This is a genomic window from Mycobacterium sp. (assembly GCF_050700595.1).
Taxonomy (GTDB): Bacteria; Actinomycetota; Actinomycetes; order Mycobacteriales; family Mycobacteriaceae; genus Mycobacterium.
In genome coordinates, this window is sequence record NZ_JBOHHI010000187.1 from 1 (window position 1) to 15,354 (window position 15,354).

16 protein-coding genes and 1 pseudogene are annotated in these 15,354 nt (G+C 64.3%); 16 read left to right on the forward strand and 1 reads right to left on the reverse strand.

Annotation, left to right across the window (positions count from 1 at the left end; translation table 11 throughout):
- From ACRDTL_RS17740 to gap, 8 genes and pseudogenes are all read left to right on the forward strand, one after another.
- Positions 1-253, forward strand: a 253-nt coding sequence (locus tag ACRDTL_RS17740; protein WP_431508009.1) for a hypothetical protein, incomplete at its 5' end; no start/stop codon positions are given.
- 10 nt (positions 254-263) lie between these two features.
- Complete coding sequence (locus tag ACRDTL_RS17745) at positions 264-797, forward strand: AAA family ATPase (protein ID WP_431508010.1); 534 nt, start codon at positions 264-266, stop codon at positions 795-797.
- A complete protein-coding gene (locus ACRDTL_RS17750; protein ID WP_431508011.1) occupies positions 794-1,678 on the forward strand; it encodes a LysR substrate-binding domain-containing protein in 885 nt (294 codons plus the stop codon). The genes ACRDTL_RS17745 and ACRDTL_RS17750 overlap by 4 nt, the downstream gene beginning before the upstream one ends.
- A gap of 65 nt (positions 1,679-1,743) precedes the next feature.
- Complete coding sequence (locus ACRDTL_RS17755) at positions 1,744-2,817, forward strand: class 1 fructose-bisphosphatase (protein WP_431508012.1); 1,074 nt, start codon at positions 1,744-1,746, stop codon at positions 2,815-2,817.
- 27 nt (positions 2,818-2,844) lie between these two features.
- Entirely contained in the window at positions 2,845-3,261 is a 417-nt protein-coding gene (usfY, locus tag ACRDTL_RS17760) for a protein UsfY (protein WP_431508013.1), read from the forward strand.
- 166 nt (positions 3,262-3,427) lie between these two features.
- Positions 3,428-3,973, forward strand: a pseudogene (locus ACRDTL_RS17765) (NADH-quinone oxidoreductase subunit C); the annotation flags it as partial.
- 108 nt (positions 3,974-4,081) lie between these two features.
- Positions 4,082-5,392: an NADH-quinone oxidoreductase subunit D gene (locus ACRDTL_RS17770; protein ID WP_431508024.1), complete on the forward strand. Its 1,311-nt coding sequence runs from the start codon at positions 4,082-4,084 to the stop codon at positions 5,390-5,392.
- Between the two features lie 68 nt (positions 5,393-5,460).
- Positions 5,461-6,477 carry a type I glyceraldehyde-3-phosphate dehydrogenase gene (gene gap, locus ACRDTL_RS17775; protein WP_431508014.1) on the forward strand — a complete coding sequence of 339 codons (1,017 nt, stop codon included), beginning with the start codon at positions 5,461-5,463 and terminating at the stop codon, positions 6,475-6,477.
- A 122-nt stretch (positions 6,478-6,599) separates the two neighbouring features.
- Here the strand turns inward: gap and ACRDTL_RS17780 are convergent, their stop codons facing one another.
- Complete coding sequence (locus ACRDTL_RS17780; RefSeq protein WP_431508015.1) at positions 6,600-7,484, reverse strand: phosphoribulokinase; 885 nt, start codon at positions 7,482-7,484, stop codon at positions 6,600-6,602.
- Between the two features lie 81 nt (positions 7,485-7,565).
- Here ACRDTL_RS17780 and ACRDTL_RS17785 point away from each other — a divergent pair, with 81 nt between their 5' ends.
- The 8 genes from ACRDTL_RS17785 to ACRDTL_RS17820 all read left to right on the forward strand — a co-directional run bounded on the left by ACRDTL_RS17785 (position 7,566) and on the right by ACRDTL_RS17820 (position 15,167).
- Positions 7,566-7,775 (forward strand): hypothetical protein, encoded by a 210-nt coding sequence (locus ACRDTL_RS17785; protein ID WP_431508016.1) that lies wholly within the window; start codon positions 7,566-7,568, stop codon positions 7,773-7,775.
- A 382-nt stretch (positions 7,776-8,157) separates the two neighbouring features.
- On the forward strand, positions 8,158-10,485 hold the full coding sequence (hypF, locus tag ACRDTL_RS17790) for a carbamoyltransferase HypF (RefSeq protein ID WP_431508017.1): 2,328 nt from the start codon (positions 8,158-8,160) through the stop codon (positions 10,483-10,485).
- A gap of 6 nt (positions 10,486-10,491) precedes the next feature.
- Positions 10,492-11,214, forward strand: a complete 723-nt coding sequence (locus ACRDTL_RS17795; protein ID WP_431508018.1) for a HypC/HybG/HupF family hydrogenase formation chaperone — start codon at positions 10,492-10,494, stop codon at positions 11,212-11,214.
- Entirely contained in the window at positions 11,211-11,876 is a 666-nt protein-coding gene (locus ACRDTL_RS17800; protein ID WP_431508019.1) for a D-sedoheptulose-7-phosphate isomerase, read from the forward strand. Before ACRDTL_RS17795 ends, ACRDTL_RS17800 begins: the two co-directional genes overlap by 4 nt.
- The gene (hypE, locus tag ACRDTL_RS17805; RefSeq protein WP_431508020.1) at positions 11,873-12,985 is read left to right on the forward strand and encodes a hydrogenase expression/formation protein HypE; all 1,113 of its coding nucleotides are present in this window, start codon (positions 11,873-11,875) and stop codon (positions 12,983-12,985) included. The genes ACRDTL_RS17800 and hypE overlap by 4 nt, the downstream gene beginning before the upstream one ends.
- Positions 12,986-12,998: 13 nt before the next feature.
- On the forward strand, positions 12,999-13,271 hold the full coding sequence (locus tag ACRDTL_RS17810; protein WP_431508021.1) for a HypC/HybG/HupF family hydrogenase formation chaperone: 273 nt from the start codon (positions 12,999-13,001) through the stop codon (positions 13,269-13,271).
- 10 nt (positions 13,272-13,281) lie between these two features.
- The gene (gene hypD / locus ACRDTL_RS17815) at positions 13,282-14,418 is read left to right on the forward strand and encodes a hydrogenase formation protein HypD (protein ID WP_431508022.1); all 1,137 of its coding nucleotides are present in this window, start codon (positions 13,282-13,284) and stop codon (positions 14,416-14,418) included.
- Between the two features lie 2 nt (positions 14,419-14,420).
- Complete coding sequence (locus tag ACRDTL_RS17820; RefSeq protein WP_431508023.1) at positions 14,421-15,167, forward strand: DUF6390 family protein; 747 nt, start codon at positions 14,421-14,423, stop codon at positions 15,165-15,167.
- Positions 15,168-15,354 lie beyond the last annotated feature (187 nt).

The window sequence follows — 15,354 nt, forward strand, 5'->3', positions numbered from 1 at the left end:
TGTTGTAGGTGCAGTTGTTGTAGGTGCAGTTGTTGTCGGTGCAGTTGTTGTAGGTGCAGTTGTTGTCGGTGCAGTTGTTGTAGGTGCAGTTGTTGTCGGTGCAGTTGTTGTAGGTGCAGTTGTTGTAGGTGCAGTTGCTGTGGATGCAGTTGCTGTGGATGCAGTTGTTGTAGGTGCAGTTGTTGTGGATGCAGGCGTAGATGCAGTTGTGGATGCGCCTGTTGTACCAGCGCCCGGTCGTGCGGACGCTTGAGCGTTAGTCGGTGGCTGATTCGCTGATGGGCGGTGTGCTGTTCATCGACGAGGCGTACTACCTGTACAAGATCGAAAACGAACGCGACTACGGTGCGGAGTCGATCGAGATCCTGCTGCAGGTGATGGAGAACAACCGCGATGACCTCGTCGTCATCCTGGCGGGTTACGCCGACAAGATGGACAAGTTCTTCTCGGCAAACCCGGGCATGCAAAGCCGGATCGCCCACCACATCACGTTCCCCGATTACACGCTCGACGAGCTTGAGGACATCGCGCTGATGATGGCCACCGGCCTGGGCTACACATTCTCCGACGACGCCCGGGTGGCGCTGCGTGACTACCTGAGCCGTCGTAGCGAACAGCCGCGGTTCGCCAACGCCCGCAGTGTGCGCAACGCGCTGGAGCGGGCCAGGCTGAGACACGCGCGCCGGCTGTTCTCCGGTGACCGCGACGTCGACCTGCTGTCGCTGACCACCATCGAGGCGCCCGATCTCCGGGCCAGCCGGGTGTTCGACGAGTCAGCACCAGAGCAGGCGGTGTGACCACCAACGCCCGGTTGCGGGCACTTGTGGAACTGGCCGACGCCGGATCGGTGCGCGGCGCCGCCGAGCGCCTCGTCGTGACCGAATCGGCGATCTCGTCGGCAATCAGCAGCCTGAGCGCCGACGTGGGCGTGGCACTGGTCGATCGAAATGGCCGCGGGGTCCGCCTGACACCCGCCGGGCTCCGGTACAGCGAGTACGCGCGCCGCATCCTGGGGTTACATGACGAAGCGGTGCAGGTAGCCCGTGGGGAGGCCGATCCGGAGCAGGGGTCGATCCGTTTGGCAGCCGTCACCACGGCCGGTGAGCTGCTGATACCGGCCCTGCTGGCTTCGTTCCGGGCCGAGCACCCCGGCGTCGTGTGCAAGCTGGAAGTTGCCCCCCGCACGTCGATTTGGCCGATGCTGTCGCGGCATGAGACGGACGTGGTGGTCGCCGGCCGTCCACCGCCGGGCCTCCTTCCGGAGATTCAGGTACAGGCGGTCGCTCCGAATACCTTGGTGGTGGTGGGCCGGTCGAATGGCAGCCACCGATTCGAGCCGGCCGACGCGACGTGGCTCTTGCGCGAATCTGGTTCGGGAACCCGGGCCACCACCCTCATGTTGCTGGAGCAACTGGAGATTTCGCCGCCGCAGATGACGCTTGGATCCCACGGTGCGGTGGTCGCCGCGGCGGTGGCCGGCCTGGGGGTGACGCTGGTTTCCCGTCAGGCGGTCAGCCGCGAGCTAGCTGTCGGGGCGCTGGTGGAGTTGCCTGTCCCCGGTACGCCGCTGGACCGGCCCTGGCACATCGTTACCCAGTCGCCGTGCGTCGGGTCCACAGAATTGCTGGTCAAGCATCTGGTGGCCCATCGCGAGCTCGGGTGGCAGCCGGTTGCCTGAGCCCACCCCACTACCCACCCTTGGGGGGGATGGCAGGTGTCGTTCGTGCGGCAATCCTTTTTGCTATGATCGCCGATCGCACCACACTGGTGCAGTTCTTGATCGAGGAACGCCGGAACCATTCGGGCGCGTCGGGGGATCTTAACGGCCTGATCCTTAATGTGGCGTTGGCCTGCAAGGCGATAGCGAATCGGCTAGCGGTCGGCGCACTGGAGGGCATGCTCGGCTGTGCGGATCAGATCAACGTGCAGGGCGAGGTTCAGCAGAAGCTCGACGTCTTGGCCAACGAGTACTTCTTGCGCGCCACAGAGTGGGGCGGTCAGGTCGCCGGGATGGTATCGGAGGAATTGGCCGATCCCTACCTCATACCGGCACAGTATCCGAAGGGTAAGTACCTGTTGGCGTTTGATCCACTCGATGGATCATCCAACATCGATGTCAACGTATCGGTCGGCAGCATCTTCTCAGTCCTGCGCGCACCCAACCCTGGAGCCGATCCTGACGTGCGCGACTTCTTGCAGCCTGGTTCGCGACAGGTGTGCGCCGGCTATGCGATCTACGGACCCTCGACGATGCTAGTGCTCAGCGTGGGAACGGGAGTGCACGCGTTCACCCTCGATCCGGCTGTCGGCGAGTTCATCCTCACCCGGGAGCACATTCGAATACCGCACCGCACAGCCGAGTTCGCGATCAACGCCTCCAACCAACGGTTCTGGGAACCCGCGGTGCAACGCTATGTCAAGGACTGCCTGGCCGGGCGCGCCGGCCCGCGCCGCAAAGACTTCAACATGCGCTGGGTGGCCTCACTGGTAGCGGAAACACACCGGATCCTGACCCGTGGCGGGGTGTTTCTGTATCCGCGGGACTCGCGCGATCCCGCCAAACCCGGACGGCTGCGGTTGCTTTACGAGACCAACCCGATGGCGTTTCTCATCGAACAGGCCGGCGGCGGCGCCAGCACTGGGCGCAAACGAATGCTCGATGTCATTCCGGACGATGTGCACCAACGTGTTCCCTGTATCTTTGGCGCCGCTTACGAGGTGAACCGCATCGAGAACTACCACACCGATTACAACGAACCCGCCAGCACCTCGCCGCTCTACGGCACCCGCGGCCTCTTTCGCGTCCCAGTCGGCTGACGAGCCACTCGGGGAAAGGAAAGCCTAATGGCGGACACTCATCGCGATCCGGTAGATCACTTCCGCACCACCCTTCCACACGCAGGTGAGACGTTCATCGATGCCTACTGTTGGCCGGGCCTGGTATCCATCGCGCTGGGCGTAATGTCGCTTGCCGGCTGCCTGGCGGCAGTGGCCTATCAACACACCGAGTGGGTGCCGACGACCGGAATTGTCGGCTTACTGGCGACCGCCGGGGGAATTGCATGGCTCGTTGTCGAACACAACCGTGTGCTGCGTCTCGAATCCCACTGGGGTGCAATGCATCGAAACGAACGGCCAGATAAGCCGATTATTCTCTCCCCCACGCCCGAGCCTATGCCCGAACGCGTGCTTCTCCCCACGACTGACGCCGAACATCCACTGAACCACGCACTTCTTCGGCTTGATCGGCGGGCACTGTAACGTCTCGACGTCGAAATCGTATTCCCCTACCCATGCGCCGTAGCGTTCGACGGCCTTGGCGCGTTCGGCTTGATGGGATGGTGTTGTTCATGCTCACCGTGTTTGTGGGCTACGAGGAGGCCGTACTGGGGGCGCAGCCGACGATCGAGATGCGGGGCGTTCTCCGATGAGTTTCGATCACGCCCGCAGCGCCCCTTCGCAGGATGTTTTGGCACCGCGTCGGGAGTTCCGGGGGACGGGCTGCAGCCACCGGCCATGCTCTGGCCACTTCGAGAAGGTGATCGAGCAGCTCTCCGCGACACTCTATGACGGCGGCATTGCCTTCGAGGACGCAGTGGAAGAGGCCGTGGTTTTCTGCGGCCAGCTCACGCTGTATGTGGCTCGTCGGTATCTCGTTGTGGTGGCGGGCGTCTTGCGTGACGACCCAAGGTTGCGTTTCGAGCTGTGCCTTGGCGTCAGCGGCGTACACTACCCCGCCGACATCGGCCGGGAACTCCACTCTGTCTATCTGTTGATGTCGATTGCCCATAACTGGCGGATTCAGTTGGAGGTCGCCGTTCCCGATGTCGATCTCCATGTCCCGTCGCTGTTTCCGGTCTATCCGGCCGCCGACTGGTATGAGCGGGAGGCCTACAAGCTGTTTGGGATCGTCTTCGACGGGCACCCGTCGCCGAGCCGCATCGAAACGTCCGGTGACTGGCGGGGCTACCCGCAGCGTCTCGGCTACCTTTCCGGGCAGGATCCCGGTGCAGTACCAAGCCTCACAGATATCCGCGGCCGAGGACCGGACGACATACGGTTGGTAACGGAGCGCCCGTTGATGCCAGGCGAACAAGGCGTCGGTTCCGATTGTGCCTTGACAGACGGCGAAACCGACGGGGGCCAAATCGCAACAACCGCAACGGGAGGCAACCATCAGCGGTACGTGGTGAGCGCGGATACGCAGCGTCGCTCGGCACAGGTGATGGCCCTGATCGTCGAGATTGATGGCAAGATTGTCACCTACGCGCGATGCGGAATCGAACTCCTGCACAGCACGATTGAAAAGAGTCTGGAACACCACAGCTTGACCCAGTGCCTGACGTTCGTGAGCCAGATGGACAAGGTGTCGCCGCTCTTCAACGAAGCCGCATACTGCCTCGGTGTGGAAAGGCTCATGGGCATCATCGAGGTGGTCCCCGTGCGCGCCAACGTTATTCGGATACTGCTGATGGAGCTCAACCGCATCGCGTCACATCTGCTTGGGCTAACAACGGGCGGTGTGGAACTGGCTGCGCTCACGGCCATGCGGTTATTCGGGTTGCGCGAACGCGTACTAAGCGTCTTCAACACGATCACGGGCGCGCGGATGAACCAAGCCTATATTCGTCCGGGAGGTTTAGCCCGAGATCTGCCTGGTGAGGCCATCTCCCAGATCCGTGATCTGCTAAAGCTGCTACCGAAGCGGCTGGAGGACATGGAGAACAGACTGAAGGAGGACTCTCTTTGGAAGGCCCGCACTCAGGGCATCGGATATTTCGATCTGAGCATGTGCATCGCGCTGGGCGTGACGGGCCCTCTCCTGCGGTCCGCTGGGTTGCCGCACGATCTGCGCCGTGCCCAGCCTTACTGCGGGTACGAAACCTACGAATTCGAGGTCATGACCGACACGGCGGGTGACGTCTACAGCCGTTACCTAATACGCGTAAAGGAGATCCAGGAGTCACTGAGAATCGTCGAGCAATGCCTGGACCGGCTGCGGCCCGGGCCGATCGTGGCTGACCACCCAAAGCTCGCCTGGCTCACTCACCTTGCCCTGGGCCCCGATGATTTCGGCGACTCCCGCAAACACCTTGCGAGGATCATGGGCACCTCGATGGAAGCGCTGATCCACCACCTCAACGAGGACGTCCGAGTCCCGGCCGGTCAGGTCTATGTCGCCGTCGAGTCGCCGTGCGGCGAGCTCGGCGTGCACGTTGTCTCCGACGGCGGTAGCCAGCCATACCGGGTGCATTACCGCGACCCGTCGTTCACCAACCTGCAGGCTTTCGCCGCGATATGCGAGGGTGCGACGATCGCCGACGTCATCGCCGCTATCCCGTCCATAGATCCTCTGATGAGGGTGGCCGATGAGGACGCCGGGCGCGGATGATCAGCTGCGCATCGAGTATGGGCCCCGAGGGAATGACCGAGGAGAGACAACCGACGAAGGAGAGACACATGACGATCCGGGTAGGTATCAACGGGTTCGGTCGAATTGGGCGCAACTTCTTTCGGGCGCTAGTGGCGCAGCAGGCTCAGGGCGGCAGCACCGACATCGAGGTGGTGGCGGTGAACGACATCACCGACAACGCCACGCTGGCGCATCTGCTCAAATTCGACTCGATTCTGGGCCGGCTGCCTCAAGATGTCAGCCTGGAAGGCGACGACACCATCGTCGTGGGCAGTACCAAGATCACCTCGCTGGAGGTCAAGGAGGGACCGGCCGCGCTGCCGTGGGCTGACCTGGGTGTTGAAGTCGTGGTTGAGTCGACCGGCCTGTTCACCAACGCCGGCAAAGCCAAAGGGCATCTCGACGCCGGTGCGAAGAAGGTGGTCATCTCCGCTCCGGCCATCGACCCGGATATCACGATCTGTCTCGGGGTCAATGACGAGAAATACGACGGCAGTCAGGACATCGTGTCCAATGCATCGTGCACCACGAATTGCCTTGCGCCGCTGGCCAAGGTGGTCAACGACGAGTTCGGCGTCGTCAAGGGCCTGATGACCACTATTCACGCTTACACCCAGGATCAGAACCTACAGGACGGGCCGCACAAGGACATGCGGCGTGCGCGCGCCGCCGCGCTGAACATCGTCCCGACTTCGACGGGCGCGGCCAGGGCGATCGGCCTGGTGCTGCCCGAACTCAAGGGCAAGTTGGACGGCTATGCATTGCGGGTGCCGGTCGCCACCGGCTCGTTGACTGACTTCACCGTGGAGCTGGCCAATTCCGCGACCGTGGAGGAGATCAACGCCGCGTTCAACGCCGCCGCCGAGGGCAGGCTCAAGGGCATCCTGGAGTACTACAATGCGCCGATCGTGTCTGCCGACATTGTCACCGACCCACACTCATGCATCTTCGACTCAGGACTGACCAAGGTGATCGACAACCAGGCCAAGGTGGTTGCCTGGTACGACAACGAATGGGGTTACTCCAACCGGCTGGTGGATCTGGTTGCGCTGGTCGGAAGGTGACTCCAGCGTTAGACAACCGGAGCGTTGATGGACACGATCCGCAGGCAAAGGCCATGACCGCCATTTCCAGGTTCTCGAACCGTGCGGACTTGGACATGTGTCGTTTCTCTGCAGATAGCTGGTCAATGAGCGACGAGTTCGGCGGTGCGCCGTTGGATCAGCCGCAAAATCATTGGGGTGAAGATGAGCTGCATCGCCAGGTCCATTTTGCCGCCCGGGCAAACGATCGTATTGGGGCGTGACATCAAGGAGTCATGCAACATCGACAGCAAGTATGGGAAGTCGATGTCTCGCGGATCGCGGAATCGAATGATCAGCATCGATTCGCCGGCGGTCGGAATCGTCCTGGCGATAAACGGGTTTGACGTGTCCACGACCGGTACCCGCTGAAAGTTGACATCGGTGTAGGAAAACTGCGGGCACATGTAGTGCACATAATCGGGCATTCGCCGCAGGATAGTGTCGGTCACGTCTTCCTCGGTATATCCGCGATCCACCTTGTCGCGATGCAGCTTTTGTATCCATTCCAAGTTGATCACGGGGACGACACCGACACGCAGATCTGCGTAGCGCGCAACGTCGACGCGGTCGGTAACGATCGCGCCATGTAGCCCCTCATAAAAAAGCATGTCGGTGTCGGCTGCCAGCTCTTCCCATGGGGTAAACGTTCCTGGCTGCTGTCCGTACGCCTTGGCCTCAGCCTCATCGTGCAAATATCTGCGGAACTTCCCGGTGCCGGTTTCCCCGTACACGCGGAACAGTTCTTCCAGCTCCTCGAACAGATTGGCTTCGGGTCCGAAGTGACTGAACGTGTGATCGCCGCGAGCGTGGGCTTCGGCGATCGCAGCCTTCATCTCGACCCTGTCGTAACGATGAAAGCTATCTCCTTCAACAAAGGTAACATTCACGCTCTCGCGCCGGAAAATCTGTGCGAAGGTGCGCATGACGGATGTGGTCCCCGCTCCAGAGGATCCAGTGACCGACACGATCGGATGTTTTTGCGACATGGCGTGATGTGGTTGTCAGGCAACGCGGATACCGAAGAGACCGCGAGTGCCGGGCAGCCGCCGGGCGTCTGCACACTCGCTATGGCCCACTTCGTCGACCACGACGAACATCAGGGAAAAGCGTTAGTGCACAGCGCACCGACGAACGGTATCGACGAAGCGCTGGTTAACGGTTCGAGCCGCACCGCCGACACCGCCTTGATCAAGGATGGCACCAGCGTGGTGGACTCGGTGAACATGGCACAAAGCATCGCCCCCGCGAACATCGCCGGCCATCCCCCCCAAGGGTGACTCCCCGGGGGCTTGGCGACTCACCTCTTCCCCGGGCCAGGTTAACGATCGGGTCTGCCTTTGGTGAGCGACGAGCCGACGGGCCATGCAGCGCCGAATCCGGCCACCTTAGTCTTAGTCACGCGACCGCGAAGTGTAGTCATAGCGACGCGGTAGCCATGCGTTTTTCGCCAGATACCCGAACAGGTAGTTGTGGCGTTGGATCCCTCACCGAATCCCGTACCGGCATCTACCGCGGACACCTAGCATGGGTTTGGCACGAGCTGTAGGGTCGTAACAGGCGAAACGGTGTGATTGCTACGTGTGTTAAGTGGTGGACCAACCGGAGCGGCGACGACATTGAGCCGCACGGTTGGCGGATGCTAGCGGCTGGTTGGTCGCCATGACCGAGATATTGCTGCGATCCAGCGACGTTCGGCAGCGATTCACCGTGACCGGCGTCGTCCAGGGGGTCGGTTTTCGTCCGTTCGTCCACCGCATCGCCAGCGAACTGGGGCTGGCCGGGTTCGTCGGCAACGATTCCGGGGCGGTGTTCATCGAGGTGCAGGGCTCCGTCGCCCGCATTGTGGACTTCGGTCGCCAGTTGCGTGCCGACGCGCCGCCGCTGGCGAGGATCAGCGCGGTATCCGTCGTCGAGCTCGAGGCAAACGGTGATGCCGGTTTCCGCATCGTCGAAAGCCAAACGGTCCTCGGAGCCACCACGCCGATCCCGCCCGACATCGCGGTCTGCGACGACTGTGTCGCCGAGCTGTTCGATCCGGCCGACCGCCGCTACCGGCATCCGTTCATCACCTGCACCAACTGCGGGCCGCGGTTCACCATCATCCGGGCCCTGCCGTATGACCGACCGGCCACCACGATGTCGGCGTTCGCGATGTGTGAGCGCTGCGCCGCCGAATACCACGACCCCGCCAACCGGCGCTTCCACGCCCAGCCAATCGCCTGCCCGGACTGCGGACCTTCGCTGTGGTTTCAACAGGGAGCCGAGCGGGTCGGCGGATCCGACGCCGCGCTGGCCGCCACCCAACACGCGCTGGCCGACGGGGCCGTCGTCGCGATCAAGGGCATCGGCGGCTACCACCTGGCCTGCGTCGTCGACGACGAGTCGGTGGTGGCCGGGCTGCGGGCCCGAAAGGCACGCGGCGCCAAGCCGTTCGCGGTGCTGGTCCGCGATCTCGAAGTGGCCCGCCGCTACGCGCACATCGACGACACCGAGGCCGCCGTGCTCACAAGCCCGGCCCGCCCGATCGTGTTACTGCGCCGACGCCACGATGCGCCGGTCGCCGCCGCCGTCGCCCCCGGCAGCCCGCTGATCGGGCTGATGCTGCCGTACTCGCCGATCCATCACCTGCTGCTCGCACCGGTACCGGATGCGTTGGTGATGACCAGCGCCAACCGCTCCGACGAGCCGATCTGCTTCACCGAAGACGATGCGGCACTGCGCCTTTTGCGGCCTTCTGCCGCTTTGTGCGACGCGGTGCTCGATCACAATCGGCCGATCCACGTGCCGTGCGACGACTCGGTGGTCCGCGTCATCGACGACCGCGAGCTGCCGATCCGCCGGTCTCGCGGCTACGCGCCGCTGCCCATCGACCTCGGCCGCGACGGCCCGTCGGTGCTGGCCGTCGGCGGCGAACTGAAGAACACGTTCTGCCTCACCGACGGCGCACGGGCGTACATGTCCGGACATATCGGCGACATGGCCACCCTGGAGACCCTGCGGGCGTTCGAGCGCGCCGTCGGCCAACTCAGCGAAATACGCCATCAGCCGGTGCGGCTGGCCGCCGACCTGCACCCCGGCTACCAGACCCGCAGCTGGGCCGAGCGGCACGCCGACGACCGACCGCTGGACCTGGTTCAGCACCACCACGCACACGTGGTGTCGTTGCTGGCCGAGCATGGTCGGCTCGGCGAGCCGATCACCGGGGTGTCGTTCGACGGCACCGGTTACGGCTGCGACGGCACGATCTGGGGCGGGGAGATCCTTGCCGTGGGACCGGACAGCCGGCGTTTCGTGCGGGTCGCTCACCTGCTGCCGGTGCCACTGCCGGGCGGTGACGCCGCGGTGCGCAATCCGTGGCGGATGGCGCTTTCGGCGCTGTGGATGGCTGGTGTCGACTGGACCCCCGATCTGGCGCCGGTCAGAGCGGCAAGTCCGGCCGAATTGCGGGTTACCCGTTCACAGTTGGACAGTAATGTGGGGTGCGTGCCGTGTTCGAGCATGGGCCGATTGTTCGACGCCGTCGCCTCGCTACTGGGTGTGCGGCACCGCATCGACTACGAGGGCCAGGCCGCCATCGAACTCGAGGTGCTCGCCGAGTCCGTCGACGAACCCGCGGCACTGCGGCTGAATGTACGCGACGACGGGGTGATCGACCCGCTTCCCATGGTGCGCGCGATGGTGTCCGCGCTACGCGCCGGTGCCCGGCCCGCCGCGCTGGCAGCCGGATTCCACCGGGCGGTCGCCGCAGCCGTCGCGGAGGCGGTCGAACTGGTCGCCGGCAACGTGCGGCTGGTGGGTCTCACCGGCGGGGTGTTCCAGAACGTGCTGTTGCTGCGCGCTTGCCGCGGGCGGCTGCAGCAGGCGGGATTCGAGGTGTTGACCCACCACACGGTTCCGCCCAACGATGGGGGGCTGGCGCTCGGTCAGGCCGCGGTGTCCATGCTGACCGCGCTTGCGCCGCAGGCCGAATTACGGGAGGAGGTCTGATCTGTCATGACTACCACCGCGATTGACCGTGGGCTGGGCGCCGACCTGACTGCCGATCTGGCCGCCACCGCGTTCACCTTGGCCAAACGGTTCGCGGCGGGCGCCACCATGTGGTCCATCGCGCCGGGCTGGGAGCCGCATGCCCTGCACATCGCGGTCGAGTTCATCCATCCGGTGATCATGGGAAAGCGGGCGTTGCCGGCCGTCGCACTGACCGGAGCCGATGTGGTCGACCTGGTACGGGTTTCGGTGCGTCCCGGCGACATCGTGGTCGGCGTCGGTGGCGCCGACAACGCCGAGGTGGCCTCGGTGATGCGCAGAGCCCCGGCGTGGGGGGTGACCACCGTCTGGATCGGCAGCGGTGAGCGGCCTAAAGCCGGGATGGCCGATCACGTGCTGTGGCTCGACGATCCCGATCCCAGGGTGCCCGCGACCGGCGGTTTCGTGATGTTCTACCACCTGCTGTGGGAACTGACCCACGTCTGTTTCGAGCATCCGGGGTTGCTGAAACAGGACGGCGAGTGCACCGACGATGTCTGTGTCACCTGCAGCGACGAGGGTCGCCTCGGTGAGGTGGTGACCGCGGCGGACGGCATGGCCCAGGTCCGCACCGCGCGAGGCGTCGAGGATGTCGAGACCACGCTCGTCGGCCCGGTCGGTGCCGGTGACCTCGTGCTGGTGCATGCGGGTATAGCGATCGGCACAGCAGATGAGAAGGACGGGTCATGACTGAGGAACCCACCGATTTCCTGTACCCCTTTATCGACGCCCAGGAAGAAGACCCCGAGTCGGTGCTGGCCGACCTCACCGCGTCGGCACAGGCGAAGGCGGCCGAAAGCCTGACGCTGCGCCGGACCACGCTGGAGGCCAACGCCGAACTGCTGGGCAGGGCCGCCGGGGAGATGACATGCCGCTTCGCCGCGGGGGGGCGGCTGTTCACCTTCGGCAACGGCGGCAGCTGCACCGATTCGCAGATGTTCGCCGCGATGTTTGCCCGACCGCCGCTCGGCAGGCCACTGCCGGCCTGGTCGTTGACCGACGACCCGTCGATCCTGACCGCGCTGGGCAACGACGTCGGCTACGAGCTGGTGTTCTCCCGCCAGTTGATCGCACGCGCGAAGGCAGGGGATATCGCGATGGCGATATCCACCAGCGGCAACTCGCCGAACCTGATCACCGCGTTAGCCGAGGCACGCAATCGCGGCATGTACACCATCGGCTTCGCCGGGTACGAGGGCGGCGCGTTCGCGGGCAACGCGGACGTCGACGCCTGCTTTATCGTTCGGTCGCAAAGCGTGCACCGGATCCAGGAATCGCAGTCACTGCTGGGCTACGAGCTGTGGCTGGCGGTGCATGAACTGCTGGACAAGCAAGAGGTGGGGGCCGCATGAGTAAGTCGACCAACGAATACCTGGCCGCGGGACCGAAATTCGCCGAGGGCGAAGTGATCGAGCGAATCGAGTCGTTCCGTAAGCGCCGTCCCCGGCTGGTCGACGACCACGTGACTACCGCGCACGGCGCGGGCGGAAAGGCCTCGGCGGCGTTGGTCGACGCGGTGTTCATGGAGGCGTTCCGTAACCCGCTGCTCGAGTCGCTGGGCGATAGTGCGGTGTTGACGTTGCCGACCGGTGAGCGGCTGGCAATGTCCACCGATTCATTTGTGGTGCAGCCCAGGCGATTTCCCGGCGGCTCGATCGGCGAACTCGCCGTGCACGGCACCGCCAACGACCTTGCGGTGGCCGGTGCGGTGCCGCAGTGGATCTCGGCGGCATTCGTGCTCGAAGAGGGATTCCCGATCGCCGAATTGAAGGAGATTGTCGCGGACATGGCCGCCGCGGCCAGCGCGGCAGGTGTGCAGATCGTTACCGGTGACACGAAGGTGGTGGCCAAGGGTGCCGCCGACGGCATGTTCATCACCACCACCGGCACCGGCGTCATCCCCGCGGGCCGGCAGCTGTCGGCGGCCTCGGTGCGGCCGGGCGACAAGGTGCTGTTGTCGGGATCGATGGGCGACCACGGAATGGCGGTGATGCTGGCCCGCGGCGATCTGGCCATCGAAGCCGACATCCATTCCGACACCGCGTCGGTGAGCCCGCTGGTGGAACTGCTGTTGGCGGCCGCACCGTCCACCCGCTGGCTGCGCGACCCGACCCGCGGCGGGGTGGGCACCGTCTGCAACGAGTTGGCCCAGGCCTGCGGGTTGGCGGTGGTGCTGGCCGAGGACCTGCTGCCGATACACCCGATGGTCAGCGGCGCATGCGAGCTGCTCGGCATCGACCCGCTCTATGTGGCCAACGAAGGCAAGTTCGTCGCCGTCGTCGCCGCCGAGGAAGCCGAGGCCGGGCTGGCCGCGTTGCGGTCGCATCCGCTGGGCGCCGAGGCGGCTGAGGTCGGAGAAATCGTCGAAGAACCCGCGGAGACCGTGGTGGTGCAGACCGGGTTCGGCGGTTCCCGGATCGTCGACATGCTCGTCGGCGACCCGCTGCCGCGGATCTGTTGAGAGGAAAGAGCAAATGTGTCTTGGGATTCCGGGCCGGATCGTCGAAATCACCGATGCCGAAAACTATTTGGCGAAGGTCGACGTGAGCGGGGTACAGCGCACGATCAGCGTGCGGCTGTTGGAAAAGGACATGCCCGAACCCGACGACTGGGTGCTGGTGCATGTCGGGTTTGCGATGGCCAAGATCGACGAGAGCGAGGCGTTGCTCACGCTGGCGGCCGTAAAGAAGCTCGGTGACGCCTACACCACCGAGATGGAAGCCTTCGATTCGTCGGCCATCGTCTGAAGGGATAGCTATGAAATTCGTTGACGAGTTCCGTGACCCGGCCGCGGCCCGCAAATTGATCGCTGCGATCAAACGGTTGGCCGGTGACTCCGAACACTTCAAGTTCATGGAAGTGTGCGGCGGACACACCCACACGATTTACCGGCACGGCATCGAACACCTGCTGCCGGAGAACGTCGAACTGGTGCATGGCCCGGGCTGTCCGGTCTGCGTGATCCCGATGGGTCGCATCGACGACGCGATGTGGTTAGCCGAGCAGCCCGACATGATCTTCACCTGTTTCGGCGACATGATGCGGGTACCCGGCTCGAACGGAAACCTGCTCAACGCCAAGGCCCGCGGTGCCGATGTACGTTTCGTCTATTCGCCGCTGGACGCGCTCAAGGTCGCGGTCGACAATCCGGACAAGCAGGTGGTGTTTTTCGCCGTCGGATTCGAGACCACCGTGCCGTCCACCGCGGTGACGCTGGTGCGGGCCCGCGATCTGGGGTGCAAGAACTTCAGCGTGTTCTGCAACCACGTCACGATCGTGCCGCCGATCAGGGCCATCCTGGAATCACCGGACCTGCGGCTATCGGGATTCATCGGACCCGGACACGTGTCGACGGTCGTCGGAAACCGGCCGTATCGGTTCGTGCCGGAGGTGTACGGAAAACCGTTGGTGGTGTCAGGATTCGAGCCGTTGGACATTTTAGCGTCGGTGGCGATGCTGTTGACCCAGATTCGTGAGGGCCGCTGCGAGGTAGAGAATCAGTACTCGCGGGTGGTGCCCGAGCGGGGCAACCCGGCGGCGTTGGCCTTGATGGGCAAGGTCTTCGCGCTGCGCCCGCACTTCGAATGGCGCGGGCTGGGCTTCATCTCGCAGAGCGCGCTGCGGTTGCACGACGATTTCGCCGAGTTCGACGCCGAACTGCGGTATGCGATGCCCGGTGTGCGGGTCGCCGACCCTAAGGCGTGCCAATGCGGTGAGGTGCTCAAGGGCGTGCTCAAGCCCTGGGAGTGCAAGGTTTTCGGCACTGCGTGTACACCCGAGACCCCGATCGGAACCTGCATGGTGTCTCCGGAGGGCGCCTGCGCCGCCTACTACAACTTCGGCCGGATGCACCGCGATGTCGTCAAATTGGTGGGGTCCACCGGGCGGACGTGACGATGGCGGCACCATCGGTCGATATCCGCGGGGCGGAGATGTTCGCCCGCTACGCCTACGCGCCCAACGCGCTCGGCTATTGCGGGCCCCCGTTGGGGGCCACGTTGCGCGACGGGTCGGTGGACGATGTGCGCACCGCGGCAACCAAGTTCTCCGGCGCCTGGCCATATCTGCAGGTGCTGTCGCGGATCACCGGCATCACCGATCCGCTGGATTACCGGATCGTCGAGTCGTACTGGCTTGGCGGCGGTGTGGGCGCCGAGCTCGACCCGGCTGCGTTCGTCGACGAACTGCTCGCGATCATCGGTCCACAGGCGGGCCGCTACTGGTCGCATCTGAACGCGGAGTTGGTGGGCGAGGCGGCCGCCAATCACTGCTTCCACGTGTTCGCCGTGTATCCGTGGTCGCGGCTGCTGGGCCGCGGACTCGATGAGCACCCGCTGGGTGTTTTGGATAACTGCCGAATCGGTTGGGGCACAGTCATTTCCCGCCAGGGCGACGATGTGGACGTGTCGTGCCGAGGGCTGGTGTGGGATGGCTGTGCGCTGGATCTGTCGGAGCCGTCGCCGCGCAGGGTCGACGTCTGGTCGGACGGATACAGCGCGGTGCCCGACGTGGCGGCCGGCGACCAGGTCGCGGTGCATTGGGGACGATTGTGTGGCCGGCTGGAACCTGCGCAGATTCAGGTGCTGGCCGACGCTACGGCGCATCAGTTGAACGTGACCAATCAGCGGCTCGCGCGCGGGTAGCCATCCCGGTTGCTGGCACCCCGAGAACACGTCGCGAGGTTCACAGTCGGCGGAGCAGATCCTAGTGGTGTGTCTCGCAAATAATCAAGGTGTTGTTCGGTATCCTTGTCTCATGAGTGCACCAGCAGCGCCGTTGCCGTTGACCGCCGGTGAGCGCGACACCTTGGAGAGGTTGGCGCGGGCGCAG

Excerpts from the sequence above, each read along its gene's own strand:
- ACRDTL_RS17785 (WP_431508016.1), top strand. The coding sequence starts at position 7,566 with ATGGCCCACTTCGTCGACCACGACGAACATCAGGGAAAAGCGTTAGTG.
- ACRDTL_RS17810 (WP_431508021.1), top strand. The coding sequence starts at position 12,999 with ATGTGTCTTGGGATTCCGGGCCGGATCGTCGAAATCACCGATGCCGAA.
- ACRDTL_RS17820 (WP_431508023.1), top strand. The coding sequence starts at position 14,421 with ATGGCGGCACCATCGGTCGATATCCGCGGGGCGGAGATGTTCGCCCGC.
- usfY (WP_431508013.1), top strand. The coding sequence starts at position 2,845 with ATGGCGGACACTCATCGCGATCCGGTAGATCACTTCCGCACCACCCTT.
- gap (WP_431508014.1), top strand. The coding sequence starts at position 5,461 with ATGACGATCCGGGTAGGTATCAACGGGTTCGGTCGAATTGGGCGCAAC.
- ACRDTL_RS17780 (WP_431508015.1), bottom strand. The coding sequence starts at position 7,484 with ATGTCGCAAAAACATCCGATCGTGTCGGTCACTGGATCCTCTGGAGCG.
- hypD (WP_431508022.1), top strand. The coding sequence starts at position 13,282 with ATGAAATTCGTTGACGAGTTCCGTGACCCGGCCGCGGCCCGCAAATTG.
- ACRDTL_RS17770 (WP_431508024.1), top strand. The coding sequence starts at position 4,082 with ATGCCAGGCGAACAAGGCGTCGGTTCCGATTGTGCCTTGACAGACGGC.
- hypE (WP_431508020.1), top strand. The coding sequence starts at position 11,873 with ATGAGTAAGTCGACCAACGAATACCTGGCCGCGGGACCGAAATTCGCC.
- ACRDTL_RS17800 (WP_431508019.1), top strand. The coding sequence starts at position 11,211 with ATGACTGAGGAACCCACCGATTTCCTGTACCCCTTTATCGACGCCCAG.
- ACRDTL_RS17795 (WP_431508018.1), top strand. The coding sequence starts at position 10,492 with ATGACTACCACCGCGATTGACCGTGGGCTGGGCGCCGACCTGACTGCC.
- ACRDTL_RS17755 (WP_431508012.1), top strand. The coding sequence starts at position 1,744 with ATGATCGCCGATCGCACCACACTGGTGCAGTTCTTGATCGAGGAACGC.
- hypF (WP_431508017.1), top strand. The coding sequence starts at position 8,158 with ATGACCGAGATATTGCTGCGATCCAGCGACGTTCGGCAGCGATTCACC.